16 protein-coding genes and 1 pseudogene are annotated in these 16,692 nt (G+C 66.3%); 13 read left to right on the forward strand and 4 right to left on the reverse strand.

The window, feature by feature from the left end; genetic code table 11:
• The 4 genes and pseudogenes from AC1DJN_RS12860 to AC1DJN_RS12875 all read left to right on the forward strand — a co-directional run.
• On the forward strand, positions 1–619 hold a 619-nt coding region (locus AC1DJN_RS12860), incomplete at its 5' end, for a TonB-dependent receptor domain-containing protein (protein WP_478039288.1).
• 11 nt (positions 620–630) lie between these two features.
• Positions 631–1,737, forward strand: a complete 1,107-nt coding sequence (locus AC1DJN_RS12865; RefSeq protein WP_478039289.1) for a phytase — start codon at positions 631–633, stop codon at positions 1,735–1,737.
• Between the two features lie 53 nt (positions 1,738–1,790).
• Positions 1,791–3,098: a purple acid phosphatase family protein gene (locus AC1DJN_RS12870; protein ID WP_081794600.1), complete on the forward strand. Its 1,308-nt coding sequence runs from the start codon at positions 1,791–1,793 to the stop codon at positions 3,096–3,098.
• Positions 3,099–3,108: 10 nt separating this feature from the next.
• A pseudogene (locus tag AC1DJN_RS12875) lies at positions 3,109–3,243 on the forward strand (inorganic diphosphatase); the annotation flags it as partial.
• An 18-nt stretch (positions 3,244–3,261) separates the two neighbouring features.
• Here AC1DJN_RS12875 and AC1DJN_RS12880 read toward each other — a convergent pair.
• Positions 3,262–3,930, reverse strand: coding sequence for a hypothetical protein (locus AC1DJN_RS12880; RefSeq protein WP_442251952.1), 669 nt, complete (start codon positions 3,928–3,930; stop codon positions 3,262–3,264).
• A 112-nt stretch (positions 3,931–4,042) separates the two neighbouring features.
• Here AC1DJN_RS12880 and AC1DJN_RS12885 point away from each other — a divergent pair, with 112 nt between their 5' ends.
• Entirely contained in the window at positions 4,043–5,458 is a 1,416-nt protein-coding gene (locus tag AC1DJN_RS12885) for a cryptochrome/photolyase family protein (protein ID WP_032977962.1), read from the forward strand.
• 141 nt (positions 5,459–5,599) lie between these two features.
• Positions 5,600–6,295, forward strand: a complete 696-nt coding sequence (locus tag AC1DJN_RS12890; protein WP_025878838.1) for a YiaD family glycine zipper/OmpA-like lipoprotein — start codon at positions 5,600–5,602, stop codon at positions 6,293–6,295.
• Between the two features lie 183 nt (positions 6,296–6,478).
• Here the strand turns inward: AC1DJN_RS12890 and AC1DJN_RS12895 are convergent, their stop codons facing one another.
• Positions 6,479–7,510: a LysR family transcriptional regulator gene (locus tag AC1DJN_RS12895; protein ID WP_025878839.1), complete on the reverse strand. Its 1,032-nt coding sequence runs from the start codon at positions 7,508–7,510 to the stop codon at positions 6,479–6,481.
• A gap of 147 nt (positions 7,511–7,657) precedes the next feature.
• Here AC1DJN_RS12895 and AC1DJN_RS12900 point away from each other — a divergent pair, with 147 nt between their 5' ends.
• The 6 genes from AC1DJN_RS12900 (at position 7,658) to AC1DJN_RS12925 (ending at position 15,481) form a co-directional block, all read left to right on the forward strand.
• Positions 7,658–7,885 carry a hypothetical protein gene (locus AC1DJN_RS12900; protein WP_025878840.1) on the forward strand — a complete coding sequence of 76 codons (228 nt, stop codon included), beginning with the start codon at positions 7,658–7,660 and terminating at the stop codon, positions 7,883–7,885.
• Entirely contained in the window at positions 7,882–8,652 is a 771-nt protein-coding gene (locus tag AC1DJN_RS12905) for an SDR family NAD(P)-dependent oxidoreductase (RefSeq protein ID WP_442251954.1), read from the forward strand. Before AC1DJN_RS12900 ends, AC1DJN_RS12905 begins: the two co-directional genes overlap by 4 nt.
• A 91-nt stretch (positions 8,653–8,743) precedes the next feature.
• Positions 8,744–9,967 carry an efflux RND transporter periplasmic adaptor subunit gene (locus tag AC1DJN_RS12910; protein WP_025878842.1) on the forward strand — a complete coding sequence of 408 codons (1,224 nt, stop codon included), beginning with the start codon at positions 8,744–8,746 and terminating at the stop codon, positions 9,965–9,967.
• Between the two features lie 127 nt (positions 9,968–10,094).
• Positions 10,095–13,265 (forward strand): efflux RND transporter permease subunit, encoded by a 3,171-nt coding sequence (locus AC1DJN_RS12915; RefSeq protein WP_478039290.1) that lies wholly within the window; start codon positions 10,095–10,097, stop codon positions 13,263–13,265.
• A gap of 63 nt (positions 13,266–13,328) precedes the next feature.
• On the forward strand, positions 13,329–14,066 hold the full coding sequence (locus tag AC1DJN_RS12920) for an SDR family oxidoreductase (protein WP_025878844.1): 738 nt from the start codon (positions 13,329–13,331) through the stop codon (positions 14,064–14,066).
• Positions 14,060–15,481 (forward strand): efflux transporter outer membrane subunit, encoded by a 1,422-nt coding sequence (locus AC1DJN_RS12925; RefSeq protein WP_025878845.1) that lies wholly within the window; start codon positions 14,060–14,062, stop codon positions 15,479–15,481. The genes AC1DJN_RS12920 and AC1DJN_RS12925 overlap by 7 nt, the downstream gene beginning before the upstream one ends.
• Before the next feature lie 41 nt (positions 15,482–15,522).
• On the opposite strand, the gene AC1DJN_RS12930 is transcribed toward AC1DJN_RS12925, so the two are convergent.
• Positions 15,523–15,900 (reverse strand): VOC family protein, encoded by a 378-nt coding sequence (locus AC1DJN_RS12930; RefSeq protein ID WP_478039291.1) that lies wholly within the window; start codon positions 15,898–15,900, stop codon positions 15,523–15,525.
• A 141-nt stretch (positions 15,901–16,041) separates the two neighbouring features.
• Between AC1DJN_RS12930 and AC1DJN_RS12935 the strand changes: the two genes are divergently transcribed.
• Entirely contained in the window at positions 16,042–16,305 is a 264-nt protein-coding gene (locus AC1DJN_RS12935; protein ID WP_025878847.1) for a hypothetical protein, read from the forward strand.
• Positions 16,306–16,323: 18 nt separating this feature from the next.
• On the opposite strand, the gene AC1DJN_RS12940 is transcribed toward AC1DJN_RS12935, so the two are convergent.
• Positions 16,324–16,692: endonuclease/exonuclease/phosphatase family protein (locus AC1DJN_RS12940; RefSeq protein ID WP_478039292.1), on the reverse strand; the 369-nt coding region annotated here is incomplete at its 5' end.

The following is a 16,692-nucleotide window of genomic DNA, read 5'->3' on the forward strand; positions in this document are numbered from 1 at the left end:
GTCGGTGGAGAAGTACCTCGGCAGTACCGGCATCGTTTCGCTAGGTCTGTTCCACAAGTCCATCGACGGCTATATCGTCGAGACGGTGCGCACCAATGATCCGGCCTACGGTGGTTTTGACGTGACCCAGCCGATCAATGGCCGCAAAGCCACCGTGCGTGGTGCGGAGCTGAACTGGCAGCAGCAGCTGGCCTTCCTGCCCGCTGGCCTGGACGGTCTGCTGGTGGGCGCCAGCGGCACCTGGCTGGATACCGGATTCGACGCTGGCATCGAGGATCGCGCCGGTGAGGATTTCACCCTGCCGCGTGCCTCCAAGCACGTGTACAGCGCCCACATCGGCTATGAAAAGTACGGCCTGAGCACCCGTCTGGCGGCGGTGTACCGCAGCGAGTACCTGGACAGCATCGGCAAGGGCCGTGCGTTCGACATCTACGTGGCGCCCAACACCCAGCTCGACTTCTCGCTGGACTACAAGTTCAACGCGAACGTGAGCGTGTACTTTGAAGCGCAGAACCTGCTGGACAAGCCGTTGGAGCTGTACCAGGGCACGCGCTCGCGCACCCTGCAGATGGAAGAGTATGGCCGCACCTACGCCGTGGGCCTGAAGGTGGCGCTGTGATGGCGCGTTGCATGACCCTGATGGCGGCCTCGCTGGCAGCCGTTCTTGCCGCCGGCTGCACGCCGGCCGCGGACAAGGCGCCGGCAGCGGCTGCAGCGACCGGCGCTGTGGCACCGGTCAAGCGCAACGTGGCGACCATCGCCGAGGCTTTCCTGACCCCGATGACCCCGGCCGACAACATCGATTCGCCCGCGTCCTGGCAGGCCCCGGATGGCAAGACCTGGCTGATCGCCACGGCCAAGGCCACCGACAAGCTGGTGGTCTRCGATGGCAGCAACGGCCAGCACCTGCGCGACGTCGGCAGCACCGGCACCGGCCTGGGCCAGTTCGATCGTCCCAACGGCATCGCGGTGATCGATGACCTGCTGTGGATCGTCGAGCGCGACAACCACCGTGTGCAGGTGCTTTCGCTGCCGGACTTCACTCCGTTGGCCACCTTCGGTGCCGACGACCTGCGCAAGCCCTACGGCCTGTGGGTGGACCGCCGTGCCGATGGCTACAGCGTCTACGTCACCGACTCCTGGGACAACGGCGAGGACGCACAGGGCAAGGACATCCTGCCGCCGCTGGCTGAGCTGGACAAGCGCGTGCGCCAGTACCACGTGTCCCGCGATGGCACGAAGGTGCAGGCAACACTGTCGGCCAGCATCGGTGATACCAGCGAAGCCGGTGCGTTGCGCGTGGTCGAATCGATCTGGGGGGATCCGGCCAATGATCGCCTGCTGATCGCCGAAGAGGACGAAAGCTACGCCAGCGAATTCAAGGTCTACACCCTGGCGGGGCGCTTCACCGGCACCACCTTCGGCCGCGACGTGTTCAAGGCGCAGGCCGAAGGCGTGATGCTGCGCACCTGCGGCAAGGACGGCTGGTGGATCACCACCGAGCAGGGCAAGCAGCGCAGCGTGTTCCATCTGTTCGACCGCCATACGCTGAAGCCGGTGGGTGCGTTCCAGGGCAATACCGTGGCCAACACCGATGGCATCTGGATGATGCAGCAGCCGACGCCAAGGTTCCCGCACGGTGCCCTGTATGCGGTGCACGATGACCAGGGTGTGGTGGCCTTCGACTGGGAGAGCATCGCCAAGCAGTTGGCCCTGCCGCTGGAGTGTGGCTCGTGAGCGCGCGTTTGGTGCGCTTGCTTGCGATCGGGCTGCTGCTCGCATTGCCATCGATGGCGATGGCTGCGGCCGAGCCCAATACGCGGGTGCCGTCGGGCAGCCGCTACTACGCGGCCACACCGGTGCCGGACCGCATCGTTGCCTCTCCATCGGTCGACCCCAGCCACGGCTTCGCAGTGGCCTGGCGCACCGATGGCAGCGTGCAGTCGCCGCTGCTGGAAATCGCACGGGCCGACGATTCGCCGGCCATCGAGGGCATCGTCCAGGTGCGCGCGAAGACCCAGGTGCTGCAGACCGAGAACGGCCTGTCGCATCATCATCGCGCCGACATCGACGGTTTGCAGCCGGACACCCTGTATGTCTACCGCGTACAGGGCAATGGCAGCTGGAGCGCGTGGAACCAGCTGCGTACGATGGCCGCTGCCGACCAGCCGCTGACCCTGCTGTATTTCGGCGATACCCAGAACAAGAACGTCAGCCATGTAAGCCGCGTGGTGCGGGCCGCACAGAAGGCCGCGCCGGATGCGCGGATCAGTCTGTTTGCCGGCGACCTGGTCAGCGGTGGCGACAACATGGACGACAGCGAATGGGGCGAATGGTTTGCCGCCACCAGCTGGCTGGCACAGGAGACGCTGGTGGCGCCGGCGATCGGCAACCACGAGTACTTCGAGGAATTCGAGGACACGCCACAGGAGCGCCGTGTGCTGGGCCGCCATTGGCCGGTGACCTTCGCCCTGCCGGGCAACGGTGCCAGCGCGGCGGCGGGTACCAGCTACTGGTTCGATGCACAGGGCGTGCGCGTGGCCGTGGTCGATGGGACCTCGGCGCTGGATCTGGGTACCGCCAAGGCGCAGGCACAGTGGCTGGACAAGGTGCTGGCCGGCAACCGGCAGCCGTGGACGATCGTGCTGCTGCACCAGCCGTTCTATTCGCCGCGCGAGGGCCGCGAGAATGCTGCCCTGCGCAAGGTGCTGCTGCCGGTGGTGCGCCGTCACAAGGTGGATCTGGTACTGCAGGGGCATGACCATACCTACGGCCGTCGCGGCGAAGGGCAGGCGGCAACACCGCAGTACGTGGTGACGGTGGCTGGACCGAAGCAGTACCGCCTGTCGGACGAGGCACGCAGGACGATGGACCCTGTGGGCGAAGACACCCAGCTGTTCCAGGTGTTGCGCATCGATCCGCAGCGCCTTCGCTACGAGGCCCGCACGGTGACCGGGCGCCTGTACGACGCCTTCGAGCTGAAGCGCGATGACAATGGCGGCAAGCAACGGGTGGAGCAGCGAGAGGGACGGATCACGCCGCGTGACTGCGCGCGTGCCCAAACCGCCAAGGGCCGCACCGACCGGTGCTGGGAGTGAGGAACGACCGATGAGCGCGCGCCCGCGCCTCGTTCCGATGGCCGCCATCGCCGTTGCCCTGCTGCTGGTGGTGGGCGCGGTGGCTGCTGCCGATACCGTACTGCACCCGTTCCTGGCCGCTCAGCCGGAGCAGGTGCCGCAGGAAAGAACGACGGACGAGTGATCAGCGAAGCGATGCAGCAGTCCAGAAGCAGATCCACGCCACGCGTGGATTGAACCTTTCCGTGCACCATCCGCGCATGGCGTGGCTCTGCTGCATTGCGTCCAGGAACAGTTCTGCTTCATCCGTGCTGCCCAGCACCACAGCGACAGCGCGCAGCGCCGCTTCGCGATGAACCGGACGGATCCCGCCATCATCGTCATCGCTGTACAGATCCTCATCAGCCTCGAGGTAAACGCTGCCGGCCGCAGCCAACGCGGCCATCAGGGTCGGCACGTCGGCGGCGAACCCGCCGGCGTCCCAGTGGCCCGCACCATGACGGGCGAACAGTACGCGGCCGTCGTCGATGTCGAGGATGAGGGGATCGGCGCCACGGTCGGCGATCACCAGCCACTGCGCCGGCCAGTCGCTGATCGGTTCGCCATCGTTGCCGTTCCAGCGATAGCCTGCCTGGTAGGCCCACAGGCGCTGCAAGGGCGGTATCCACACCTCAAGGCCTGGAATGGTGATGCCGCAGGGGCCTTTTGCAGGATTGAATACCTCGCCGAACGGGCCGACGTGTGCGTAGAATCCGGCCAGCACGTCCGGCAGCGGGAACGGCCCCTGCCACGCGTCGGCAGATTGCGGCTGCAGGGCGCCGAAGCGGGCAAACGTGGCGCGAAGATCATCCATGACGTGGGCCGGGCGGAAGCGGAAGAGCGCGCAGCCTAGCAGAGCCGGTCGCACGCATCGCCTTCACCGTCACTGGCTATCATGGCCGCCCAGCAACTGAGAGGCAGTGCACGTGTCGGTAGCGTTGGTATGGTTCCGTCGGGACCTGCGGTTGCAGGACAATCCGGCGCTGCAGGCGGCGCTGGAAGCGGGCCACGCTGTGGTGCCGGTGTACATCCACGCGCCGCACGAAGAGGGCGAGTGGGCGCCGGGCGCGGCCTCCAATGCGTGGCGCCATCGTTCGCTGGCGGCACTGGATGCCGGCCTGCGTGCACGGGGTTCATCGCTGGTGCTGCGTGCCGGTGACAGCCTGCCTTCCCTGCTGGAGCTGGTGCAGCAGACCGGCGCCGAAGCGGTGTACTGGAACCGCAAGTACGAACCGGCCACGCAACCGCGCGATGCCGCCATCAAACGCACGCTGCGCGAGCAGGGCATAGATGCGCAGAGCTGCAACGGCAGCCTGCTGTTCGAGCCCTGGGACATCGCCACCCAGCAGGGGCAGCCCTACAAGGTATTCACTCCGTACTGGCGCAACGTACTCAGCCACTGGCGTTTGCCCGCCTTGCGGGCCGCACCGGAGACGCTGCCGGCGCATACGGTCGACAGCCTCGCGCTGGATACGCTGCAGCTGGCGCCCACGCTTCACTGGGATACCGGGTTCTGGGAACACTGGCAGCCGGGCGAGACCGGTGCGCTCGAGGCGTTGTCCGTGTTCGAGGATGGTGCGCTGCGCGGCTATCGCGAGCAGCGCGACCTGCCGGATCGGGTCGGTACCTCGCGGCTGTCGCCGCACCTGCATTTCGGCGAAATCGCGCCGTGGCGCATCGCCCACGCGCTGGAAGGCCTGCGCAGTGCCGGTACCGATGCTGACATCGATGGCTACCTGCGCCAGCTTGGCTGGCGTGACTTTGCCCATCACCTGCTGCACCACTTCCCGAAGACGCCGACCGACAACCTCAATCCACGCTTCGATCGCTTCCCGTGGGCCAGTCCCAGTGCCGCCCAGCTGCACGACTGGCAGCGCGGCAACACCGGCGTCCCCATCGTCGATGCTGGCCTGCGCGAGCTCTGGCATACCGGCTACATGCACAACCGGGTGCGGATGATCGTTGCCAGCTACCTGTGCAAGCACCTGCGTGCGCATTGGCTGCACGGTGCGCGCTGGTTCTGGGACACGCTGGTGGATGCCGACCTGGCCAACAACACGATGGGCTGGCAGTGGGTGGCCGGCACCGGTGCCGACGCGGCTCCGTATTTCCGCGTGTTCAATCCCGTCACACAGGCCGAGAAGTTCGATCCGCAGGCGCGCTACATCAGCCGCTGGGTGCCTGAGCTGGCGGCGCTGCCGGTAAAGGCGCGGTTCGCTCCATGGCAGCATCCGCACCTGCTGGCCGAACGCGCGCCGGGCTACCCACGCACGCCGCTGGTGGACCTCGCCGCTGGCCGGGATGCCGCTCTGGCCGCCTACCGTCAGTCGGCGGCGGGGTAAAGCGCTGGCTGAGCGGTCCAGACAGCTAGCTGAACACGCCCCTGTCGACCGGCGTGATCATCATCCCGACATCGCGTCCGGCTGTTTATCCTCGTTGCCGCCCGCAAGCCGCCGGCCCGACCGGAAACCAAGGAGAACACCATGATCCGCAACACCACCCGCAACGTCGCACTGGCCCTGATGAGTGCGGCCGTCCTGTCGGCCTGCGCCACCGGCGGCTCCTATGTGCAGAGTGATCCGTACGGCAACCCGACCGAGCAGCAGAACCGCACCGGCCGCAATGCCCTGATCGGTACCGCCATCGGCGTGGCCGCGGGCCTGCTGTCCGGCGACAGCGCGACCGAGCGTCGCCAGCATGCGCTGATCGGCGCGGGCATCGGCGCACTCAGTGGCGCCGCGGTGGGCCAGTACCAGGATCGCCAGGAGCGCGCGCTGCGCGAGCGCACCGCCAACACCGGCATCGACGTCGAGCGCCAGGGCGACAACATCATGCTGAACCTGCCCGACGGCATCACCTTCGACTTCGGCAAGTCGGCACTGAAGCCGCAGTTCTACGGCTCGCTCAATGGCGTTGCCGGCACCCTGCGTGACTACAACCAGACCATGATCGAAGTGGTCGGCCACACCGACAGCATCGGCAGCGACGCGGTCAACAACCGCCTGTCCAAGGAGCGTGCTGATTCGGTGGCGCAGTACCTGATCGGCCAGGGCGTGCAGAGCGTGCGCATCGAAACCCTGGGCGCTGGCAAGGCCTATCCGATCGCTGACAACAGCACCGATGCCGGCCGTGCCAAGAACCGCCGCGTCGAGATCCGCGTGATTCCTCTCAAACAATAACGCGCAGCGTTATCGCTGTTCCGCCGCAGCAGGAACGAAAATGCCGCCCTAGCAGGCGGCATTTTCTGTAGGTGCCGAGTGTGCTCGGCACGCCGATAGCCCATGTGGAGAGCCGTGCCGGCCAAGGTCGGCATCTACCGGAGGCCATCCAGGAGAGCAGGGTACAGGCGGCATCGCTGCAGCTTACGCCGCCGAAGCAGCCACCTTCTCCAGGATACGCTTGCCGCTGCTCGCCAGCGCCGCTTCTTCCTGTTCCTGCTGCTGCCGCGCCAGCTTCGCACCGGGGCACTGCGCCAGCATGTAGTTGGCGTCGAAGTTGAGCTTCTCCACCAGGAAATCGACGAACGCGCGTACCTTCGGCGACACCAGCCGGCCACCGGCGAACACCGCGTTGAAATCCACTTCCGGGCCGGTCCAGCCGGCCAGAACGCGGCGCACCATGCCCGACTCGACGAACGGCTTGGCCATCACGTCGCCGGTCAGCAGCAGACCTTCGCCACACACCAGCGCGCCATTCAGCGCAGACATGTCGTTGGCCGTCATCAGCGGCGTCACCGGGAAGTCGCGCAGYTCGCCACCGTTCTCGCCCAGCTGCCAGGTAAAGCGTGGCGAATTGCCGGTGTGGTACGGCTTGCGCATGGCCAGGATGCGGTGGAACTGCAGCTCTTCCGGATGCAGCGGCTCGCCGTAGCGCTCGATGTAGGCCGGGCTGGCGAACACCTGCGTGCGCAGGCTGCCGAGCTTGCGCGCCACCAGGTTGGAATCGGGCAGGGCACCCACGCGCAGGGCAAGATCGGCCTCACCGGCGATCAGGTCCAGCTTCTCGTTGCCCATGTGCATGTCCAGGCGGATTTCCGGGTACTGCGCATGGAACTGGCCCAGCAGCGGTGCGATCCAGGTGATGCCGATCGAATAGGGCACGGTGAAGCGCAACCATCCGCGTGGACCAGACTGCAGCTGGCTGACCGCGCTTTCGGCTTCTTCAAGTTCGCGCGCGATGCGCTGGCAATGCTCGTGATAGATCGAACCGGCTTCGGTGAGGCCGAGGCGGCGCGTGGTCCGGTGCAGCAGGCGCGCACCCAGGCGCGTCTCAAGTTCCTGCACTTTGCGGCTGACCGTGGTCTTGGGCAGGCCGAGCGATTTGGCAGCCGCGATGAAGCTGCCTTGCTCGACCACTTTGACGAAGATCAGCGTCTCGTTGAGATCGTGGGACATGGTCAGGGATCCTGGACGTCGGGGATGGGGCAATCGTGACAGAACGATTGGACCGGGGACGGGATGATTATTCCCCTTAATCAGGACTAATCAAGTAGGGGTTTGAGGTCTATCGTGGCGCCATTCGCTAATTGGAGCCCGTCCGCCATGAGCCTGCGCAACATTCTTGCCCGCTTCCGGATTGCCGGCCAGAACGCCCTGGACCTGGCAATGACCGTTGAATCCCGTCCCAGCTCCTTGGTTAACAAGGATTTTCGGGAGTTTACCGCACCCATGCGTCAGCAGCGTGGCGGTGCCTTGCACCTTGCCTCGCACAAGGGTGACCGACTGCGCCGAATCGGGACTATCCCGGATTTGGGAGGAAATGTCCCGTGAATGGGATTCTGACGCCCGAGGTCCTGGTTCTCGGCGGCACCGGTGCCGTGGGCCAGGGTGTGGTCGGCGCATTGCTGGAGGCCGGCAGCCCCGTGCTGGTGGTCGGCCGCGATCCCGGCCGCCTGGCGGCGTTGCACGAGCAGTTTGCTGATGAGCCGGGCCTGCAGACGATGCTGGGCTCGCTCAGCGACGACAGTTCGGCACGTGCGCTGGCCGAACGCGTGGCGCAGCGCCCGCGCCCGCTGGCAGCGGTGGTTGCCGCGATGGGCGGCCCGTACAACCGTGGCCGCGTGGTCGAGCGTGGCGGTGACGCCCTGTCGGCGGCATTGCAGGCGGACCTGATGCCGCATGTGCACGCAGTGCACCACCTGCTGCCGCTGCTGCAGGACAACGTGCATGCTCGCCGCTACGTGATGATCGGCAGCCCGGCCGGGCTCAAGCCCTGGGCAGGCTATGGCGAGACCTCGATCACCACCGCCGCGCTGCGCATGTACGCGCAGGTGGTGCACCAGGAAGCGCAGGCCGTGGGCGTACGCGCGCAGATGCTGGAAGTGTGCAGTCCGGTCTGCACGCCGGCCAACGCTGCCAACGCCTGTATTGAATGGCCGAGTTCACTGCTGGTCGGTCGCCGCGTGGTGTCCCTGCTCGACGGGTGCCGCGACAACCGCGCAATCGTCCGTTGCGATAGCAGTGATGCCGAACTGCCACGCGGCCTGCTGCACCTGGAAAGACCGCCGCTGTGGCGCGACACCGCAGGCGTTGCTTGACCTCGACTTTGGTTGAGGTCGCAGGATACGCCGCCGAAAGTTGATAGCAATTCTCAAATAGCTGTACCACCCCTCCGTACGGATGCATGCCATGACTTCCCCCAATACCACTCCACATCGTTTCGGTCATCGCATCGCGATGGCTGGCGTGTCGATCCTCGCTGCCGCCGTCCTGGCGGCCTGCAGCGGTGGCCATGCCGAAGAAGCCGGCGCGCCGCCCCCGCCGCAGGTCTCAGCTGCCCCCGTGCTGCTCAAGCAGGTCAGCCAGTGGGATGAATTCAGCGGTCGCGTCGAGGCCGTGCAGAGCGTCGAGCTGCGCCCGCGCGTGTCCGGCTACATCGACAAGGTCAACTACGTTGAAGGCGAAGAAGTGAAGAAGGGCGCCGTCCTGTTCACCATCGATGCCCGCAGCTACCAGGCCGAGTACGATCGCGCCAACGCCGAGCTGGCCCGTGCGCGTACCCAGGCGGTGCTGGCCCGCAGCGAATCCGAGCGTGCCAAGCGCCTGGCCGAACAGCAGGCGATTTCCACCGAGACCGCCGAACAGCGTCGTGCGGCCGCCGACCAGTCCGGTGCGGCGGTGCAGGCTGCGCAGGCAGCGGTGGATGCCGCCCGCCTCAACCTGGAGTTCACCAAGGTGCGTGCGCCGATCGACGGCCGTGCCGGCCGGGCGATGGTCACCGCCGGCAACCTGGTCACCGCCGGCGACAGCGCCAGCGTGCTGACCACGCTGGTCTCGCTGGATACGGTGTTCGTGTACTTCGATGCCGACGAAAGCACCTTCCTGCGCTACGCGCAGATGGCGCGCAAGGGCGAGCGCCCGAGCGAGCGCGACAGCGAGCTGCCGGTGAAGATCGGCCTGTCCGGTGAAGAAGGCTACCCGCACTCGGGCAAGGTCGACTTCCTCGACAACCAGGTGACCCGCAGCACCGGCACCATCCGCGTCCGCGCACTGCTGGACAACGCCGATCGCCAGTTCACCCCGGGCCTGTTCGCCCGCGTGCAGCTGCTCGGCAGCGGCCAGTTCCAGGCCATGCTGATCGACGACAAGGCCGTGCTGACCGACCAGGACCGCAAGTACGTCTATGTGGTCGACAAGGATGGCAAGGCCCAGCGCCGTGACATCCGCCTCGGCCGCACCGCCGAAGGCCTGCGCATCGTCGAGCAGGGCCTGGCCGCCGGTGACAAGGTGATCATCGATGGCGTGCAGAAGGTCTTCATGCCCGGTATGCCGGTGCAGGCGAAGGCGGTGGCRATGCAGCCCACCGCTGCGCCGGCGCCGGGTCGCGATGCAACTGCCGCACTGAACCACTGATCCGCCGGCTCCTGATCCGCGTCCCCGCTTAGCTGCCGGTGCCAGCGGCAGCCGTCACTGCCTTCGCCAGATTGGCGAGGGGCAGGGCGGCTGTTGCCCGCCGACGGCCTTTTCCAGGAATTCTTCCATGGACTTTTCCCGTTTCTTCATCGACAGGCCGATCTTCGCGGCGGTGCTGTCGATCGTGATCTTCGCCGCAGGCCTGATCTCGATTCCGATGCTGCCCATCGGTGAGTACCCCGAAGTGGTGCCGCCGTCGGTGGTCGTACGCACGGTCTACCCGGGCGCCAACCCGAAGGTGATCGCTGAAACCGTGGCCACCCCGCTGGAGGAGGCCATCAACGGCGTTGAGGGCATGATCTACCTCAAGTCGGTGGCCGGTTCCGACGGCGTGCTGCAGATGACCATCACCTTCCGCCCGGGCACCGACCCGGACGAAGCGGCGGTGAAGGTACAGAACCGCGTTGCCCAGGCCCAGGCGCGACTGCCCGAGGACGTGCGCCGGCAAGGCGTGACCACCCAGAAGCAGTCACCCACCTTCCTGATGGTGGTGCACCTGACCTCGCCCAACGGCAAGTACGACACCCTGTACCTGCGCAACTACGCCCGCCTGCACGTCAAGGACGCGCTGGCACGTATCCAGGGCGTCGGCGACGCACAGATCTTCGGCGGTGGTGACTATGCCATGCGCGCCTGGCTGGACCCGGACAAGGTTGCCGCGCGCGGCCTGACCGCCAGCGATGTGGTGCGCGCCATGCGCGAGCAGAACGTACAGGTCTCGGCCGGCCAGCTCGGCGCCGAGCCGATGCCCAACAGCCAGTTCCTGACCCTGATCAATGCCCAGGGYCGCCTGCGCAGCGAGCAGGAGTTCGGCGACATCGTGCTCAAGAGCGGCACCGACGGTGAAGTGGTGCGGCTGGCGGACGTGGCCCGGGTCGAACTGGGTGCCGGTGACTACACGCTGCGCTCGCAGCTGGACGGCAAGAACGCGGTGGGTATCGGTATCTTCCAGGCCCCCGGCGCCAATGCGCTGGAGATCCGCGATGCGGTGATGGCCAGCATGGACGAGATGCAGAAGACCATGCCGGCCGACGTGAAGTACGAAGCGGTGTATGACACCACCATCTTCGTGCGCGACTCGATCAAGGCCGTGGTCTCCACCCTGCTGGAAGCCATCGCGCTGGTGGTGCTGGTGGTGATCCTGTTCCTGCAGACCTGGCGTGCWKCGATCATCCCGCTCATCGCGGTGCCGGTGTCGATCGTCGGTACGTTCGGCGCGCTGTACCTGCTGGGCTTCTCGATCAACACGCTGAGCCTGTTCGGCCTGGTGCTGGCGATCGGCATCGTGGTCGATGACGCGATCGTGGTGGTGGAAAACGTTGAACGCAACATCGAAGAAGGCCTGACCCCGCTGGCCGCTGCGCATCAGGCGATGCGCGAAGTGTCCGGGCCGATCATCGCCATCGCGCTGGTGCTGTGTGCGGTGTTCGTGCCGATGGCGTTCCTGTCGGGCGTTACCGGTCAGTTCTACAAGCAGTTCGCGGTCACCATCGCCATCTCCACGGTGATCTCGGCGATCAACTCGCTGACCCTGTCGCCGGCCCTGGCGGCCCGCCTGCTCAAGCCGCATGGCGCGCCGAAGGATGCCCCGACCCGCATCATCGACCGTCTGTTCGGCTGGGTGTTCCGTCCGTTCAACCGCTTCTTCAAGTCCAGCTCTGAAAAGTACGAGCGTGGCGTGTCGAAGATCCTCGGTCGTCGTGGTGCGGTGTTCGTGGTGTATGCGGTGCTGCTGGTGGGTACCGGCTTCATCTTCAAGCTGGTGCCGCCGGGCTTCATTCCGACCCAGGACAAGCTGTACCTGATCGCCGGCGTGAAGCTGCCGGAGGGTTCGTCGATCGCGCGTACCGATGAAATGCTGCGCAAGGTCGCCAAGATCGCCCAGGAAACCGACGGTGTGGCTCACACCATTTCGTTCCCGGGCCTGAATGCTCTGCAGTTCACCAATACGCCCAACACCGGTGTTGCGTTCATTCCGCTCAAGCCGTTCAGCGAGCGCCATGGCCGCACCGCGGCGCAGATCAATGCGGAGATCAACCAGAAGATCGCAGGCCTGCAGGAAGGGTTCGCSTTCKCCATGATGCCGCCGCCGATCCTCGGCCTSGGTAACGGCAACGGCTACCAGATGTTCATCCAGGACCGTGGCAACCTCGGCTATGGCGCATTGCAGAACGCGGTGCAGTCGATGCAGGGTGCGGTTGCACAGACCCCGGGCATGGCCTTCCCGATCACCAGCTATCAGGCCAACGTGCCGCAGCTGGATGCCGAGGTGGACCGTGTCAAGGCGAAGGCCCAGGGCGTACAGCTGACCGAGTTGTTCGACACGCTGCAGACCTACCTGGGTTCGGCCTACGTCAACGACTTCAACCAGTTCGGACGTACCTGGCAGGTGATCGCACAGGCCGATGGCCAGTTCCGTGACAGCGTCGAGGACATCGGCAAGCTGCGGACCCGCAACGACCGTGGCGAGATGGTGCCGATCGGCTCGATGGTCACCGTCAAGGAAACCTACGGTCCGGACCCCGTGCTGCGCTTCAACGGCTACCCGGCCGCTGACCTGGCCGGTGAAGCCGACCCGCGTGTGCTGTCCTCGGCCGAAGCGATGAACAACCTCACCGCCATCGCCGCCAAGGTGCTGCCGGTGGGCATGGCTACCGAATGGACCGACCTGAGCTACCAGCAGGCGACCCAGGGCAAGGCGGCCTTCATCGTGTTCCCGGTGGCGATCATGCTGGCGTTCCTGGTACTGGCCGCGCTGTACGAAAGCTGGTCGCTGCCGCTGGCGGTGATCCTGATCGTGCCGATGACCCTGCTGTCCGCGCTGTTCGGCGTGTGGATGACCGGCGGCGACAACAACGTGTTCGTGCAGGTCGGCCTGGTGGTGCTGATGGGCCTGGCGTGCAAGAACGCGATCCTGATCGTCGAGTTCGCCAGAGAGCTGGAAATGGGCGGCAAGGGCATCGTCGAAGCGGCACTGGAAGCCTGCCGCCTGCGTCTGCGCCCGATCGTGATGACCTCCATCGCCTTCATCGCCGGCACCGTGCCGCTGGTGCTGTCGCATGGCGCTGGCGCCGAAGTGCGCTCGGTGACCGGCATCACGGTGTTCGCCGGCATGCTGGGCGTGACCCTGTTCGGCCTGTTCCTGACCCCGGTGTTCTACGTGGCACTGCGCAAGTTCGTCACCCGCAACGGTGGTGGCCAGCTGGTGCAGCACGGCGAGCCGACCATCCACCACTGACATGGAAAACAGCGGCGCCGGCAATCACCGGCGCCCGCTTCCCCCCACCAAGGCAACGAATCCATGAACACCCATCAGAACAAGATCGCGCTGGTCACCGGCGCAACCCGCGGCATTGGCCTGGAAACCGTGCGACAGCTGGCACAGGCCGGCGTGCACACGCTGCTGGCCGGGCGCAAGCGCGAAACCGCAGTGGAACTGGCGTTGAAGCTGCAGGCCGAGGGCCTGCCGGTGGAAGCGCTGCAGCTGGACGTCAATGATGGCGCCAGCATCGCCGAGGCGGTCGAGCAGGTGCGTCAGCGCCATGGTCGTCTGGACATCCTGGTCAACAACGCCGGCATCATGATCGAGAACCCAGCGCAACTGCCGTCGGAGCAGTCGCTGGACACCTGGCGTCGCACGTTCGAGACCAACGTGTATGCGCTGGTGGCGGTGACCCAGGCCTTCCTGCCGCTGATCAAGCAGGCCAAGTCCGGCCGCATCGTCAACGTCTCCAGCATGCTCGGCTCGCAGACCCTGCATGCCGATCCGACCTCGGGCATCTACGACTTCAAGATCCCGGCCTACAACGCGTCCAAGGCCGCGGTGAACAGCTGGACCCTGGCCTTGGCCCATGAACTGCGCAGTACGCCGATCAAGGTCAACACCGTGCACCCCGGCTACGTGAAAACCGATATGAACGGTGGCAACGGCGAGATTGAAATCGCCGAGGGCGCGCGTTCCAGCGTGCAGATGGCGCTGATCGGCGAGTCCGGCGCCAGCGGCAGCTTCACCTACCTGGGCGAGGTGCTGCCATGGTGATCCGCACCCTGGCGATGGCCGTCTCCAGCCTGGTGCTGGCGGGCTGTGTCAGCGTCGGCCCCAACTACAAGGCACCGGTGCAGGAGCCCGTCGTCCTGCAGGGTGCACAGCAGCCGGTCTTCAGCACCACCTCGCCGGTGGCCAGCTGGTGGGCGCAGTTCGATGACCCGGTGCTTGAAGAACTGGTGCACGGCGCGCTGTCGGACAACCTGGACCTGCGCGTGGCTGTCGCCCGTGTCAGCCAGGCCCGTGCCGTGTTTGTCGAGAGCCGCTTCGACCAGGCGCCACACGTTACCGCTGGCGGCAGCTACGACCGCCGCAAGCAACCCGATCCGCAGCTGGGTGGGCAGCGGGTGTTCAGTGAAAGCTACCAGCTCGGCTTCGATGCGGGCTGGGAGCTGGATCTGTTCGGCCGCAAGCGCCGTGCTGCAGAGGCTGCGCGTGCCGACCTGGACGCCGAGCAGGCCAACCTTGCCGACGCGCAGGTGCTGATCGCTGCCGAAGTGGCACGCAACTACTTCGAACTGCGTGGCACCCAGAAGCGCATCGCGGTGGCCCAGCGCACCCTGGTCAACCTGCGCGATACGCAGCGGCTGACCGAGGCGCGCTGGGAACTGGGTGCCGGCAGCGAGCTGGACGTGCAGAGCAGCCGCGCACGGTTGAAGGCCATTGAGGCCGACATCCCGCTGCTGGAAGTGGCCGAGACGCAGTCGCGCAACCGGTTGGCTGTCCTGCTTGGTCAGCGTCCGGAGGTGCTGACCGCCATGCTGGCACCGCACGAAGTGCCGGCGTTTGCGAAGGCACTGCCGCTGGGTGATACCCGTGAACTGCTGCGCCAGCGTGCCGACGTGCGCGTGGCCGAGCGTCGCCTGGCTGCCGCCACCGCGCGTGTCGGCGTGGCCACGGCCGATCTGTTCCCGCGGTTGTCGCTGTCCGGTTTCGTCGGCTTCCTCGGCGGCGATGCCAGTGGCCTGGTCAACGGCAACAACAAGGCCTGGTCGCTGACCCCGTCGTTGAGCTGGGCGGCATTCGACTTCGGTACGGTCAAGGCACGCCTGCGTGCCAGCAAGGCCGAGGCCGAAGGCGTGGCCGCGCAGTACGAACAGGCGGTGCTGCTGGCGTTGGAAGACACCGAAAACGCGTTGACCCGCTACTCCAAGCAGCAGGCACGGTTGGCCATCGTGGTCGAGCAGGCGCAGGCGGCGCGGCGTGCCGAATCGCTGGCGCAGATCCGCTACCGCGAAGGGTCGGAGGACTTCCTGACCCTGCTGGACGCGCAGCGCACGCAGCTGGTGGCCGATGATGCACTGGCGGCCGCCGAATCAGAGGTCAATGTCAGTGTCGTGGGCGTGTACAAGGCACTCGGTGGCTGGGGCCAGTCACCGCAGGCGCCGAGCGTGGCGCAGGCGCGCTGAGCGACAGGGGACGGAAGCATCTGCTTCCGTCCCTTTTTTCATCATGGCCAATGGTTGGCCGGAGCATCGTGATCACRCATGCGCACGATGCAGAATCGATGACCGGTGGGCGCTTCCATCACCCACCAGCGTTTGACGAAACCGACCCGGCGGGCACCGAGTTTTTCCAGCCTTGCGGCTTCGGCGTCGATGTCGTCGCTTTCGATATCCAGATGCACCCGCGACGGGTGATCGACCCGCTGCACTTCCACGTTCAATCCCGCCGGCGCGCCCGTCAGATCGGCATACTCTGCGTCGCCTTCAGCACGGGCGGGCTCGGCCTGCAGGCCCAGCGCTGCGGCCCAGAAGCGCGCGCTGTCTTCGGCGGGTGTGTCCTGGCAATCGATGATGAACCCGGCCAGTCGGCTGCGATGGGTCATGCGTTGTCTCCGCTCAACGAGGATGCTGGCAGGGTAGCGCGTGGGCCGCCGTGGACGTTCTCGCCACTGTGACGTTTCTGACTCTGCCGGAAGTGCCGCCCTCCGTGTAACTAGTGGGGAAAAACCACGGGAGCACAGGACATGGGCGAACAGAAGCAATCGGCGCAACGGACGCTGCTCGGTGATCCCGGCCTGCCAGGGGCCGGGCTGTCGGTCGGCGTGGTGGTGTTATTGGTACTGGCAGCGATGGCCGCGGTGATCGGCTTCGTGCGCCTGCCCGATTCAATGCTGGGTGTTGGCCTTGTCGGCATTGCGGTGTTCCTTGCCGTCGGCGCACGCATCTGCCAGGCGCGCGACCAGCATCAGGCGTTGTACCGCCTGCTGGGCAAGCGACCGTCGCCGTAGCGAGGGTCGCTGCATTGTTCAGTGCTTCGGCCAGTCCAGCTCAACGACCAGCGGGAAGTGGTCGGAGGGCAGTACGCCGTCGATGCGGCGGTCATCGGTCAGGAAGCTGCGCGCGTGGAAGCCACGTACCAGCACCCAGTCCAGCTCGGCGGTCGCCGTTCCTGTGAAGTTGTGGAAGGTCAGGCGCGGACCCTGCGGCGACTTGACCTGGCGACGGGTGTCCTGAAGCACCCGGGTGAAGGCCTGATAGGTGCCGCCGCCGGGCTCGCTGTTGAAATCACCGGTCAGTACCACCGGCAGGTCGGAAGGCAGCGCGGCCACGCGCGTGGCAATCAGTTCGGCTCCCTTGATCCGGCGCGGCTCGTCCTCGTCGCGGTAGGGCAGGTG

Source organism: Stenotrophomonas sp. 05L414_2 (assembly GCF_056397905.1).

Coding starts and splice junctions, on each gene's coding strand:
- AC1DJN_RS12890 (WP_025878838.1), top strand. CDS start 5,600: ATGATCCGCAACACCACCCGCAACGTCGCACTGGCCCTGATGAGTGCG.
- AC1DJN_RS12870 (WP_081794600.1), top strand. CDS start 1,791: ATGGCGATGGCTGCGGCCGAGCCCAATACGCGGGTGCCGTCGGGCAGC.
- AC1DJN_RS12935 (WP_025878847.1), top strand. CDS start 16,042: ATGGGCGAACAGAAGCAATCGGCGCAACGGACGCTGCTCGGTGATCCC.
- AC1DJN_RS12925 (WP_025878845.1), top strand. CDS start 14,060: ATGGTGATCCGCACCCTGGCGATGGCCGTCTCCAGCCTGGTGCTGGCG.
- AC1DJN_RS12920 (WP_025878844.1), top strand. CDS start 13,329: ATGAACACCCATCAGAACAAGATCGCGCTGGTCACCGGCGCAACCCGC.
- AC1DJN_RS12900 (WP_025878840.1), top strand. CDS start 7,658: ATGAGCCTGCGCAACATTCTTGCCCGCTTCCGGATTGCCGGCCAGAAC.
- AC1DJN_RS12880 (WP_442251952.1), bottom strand. CDS start 3,930: ATGGATGATCTTCGCGCCACGTTTGCCCGCTTCGGCGCCCTGCAGCCG.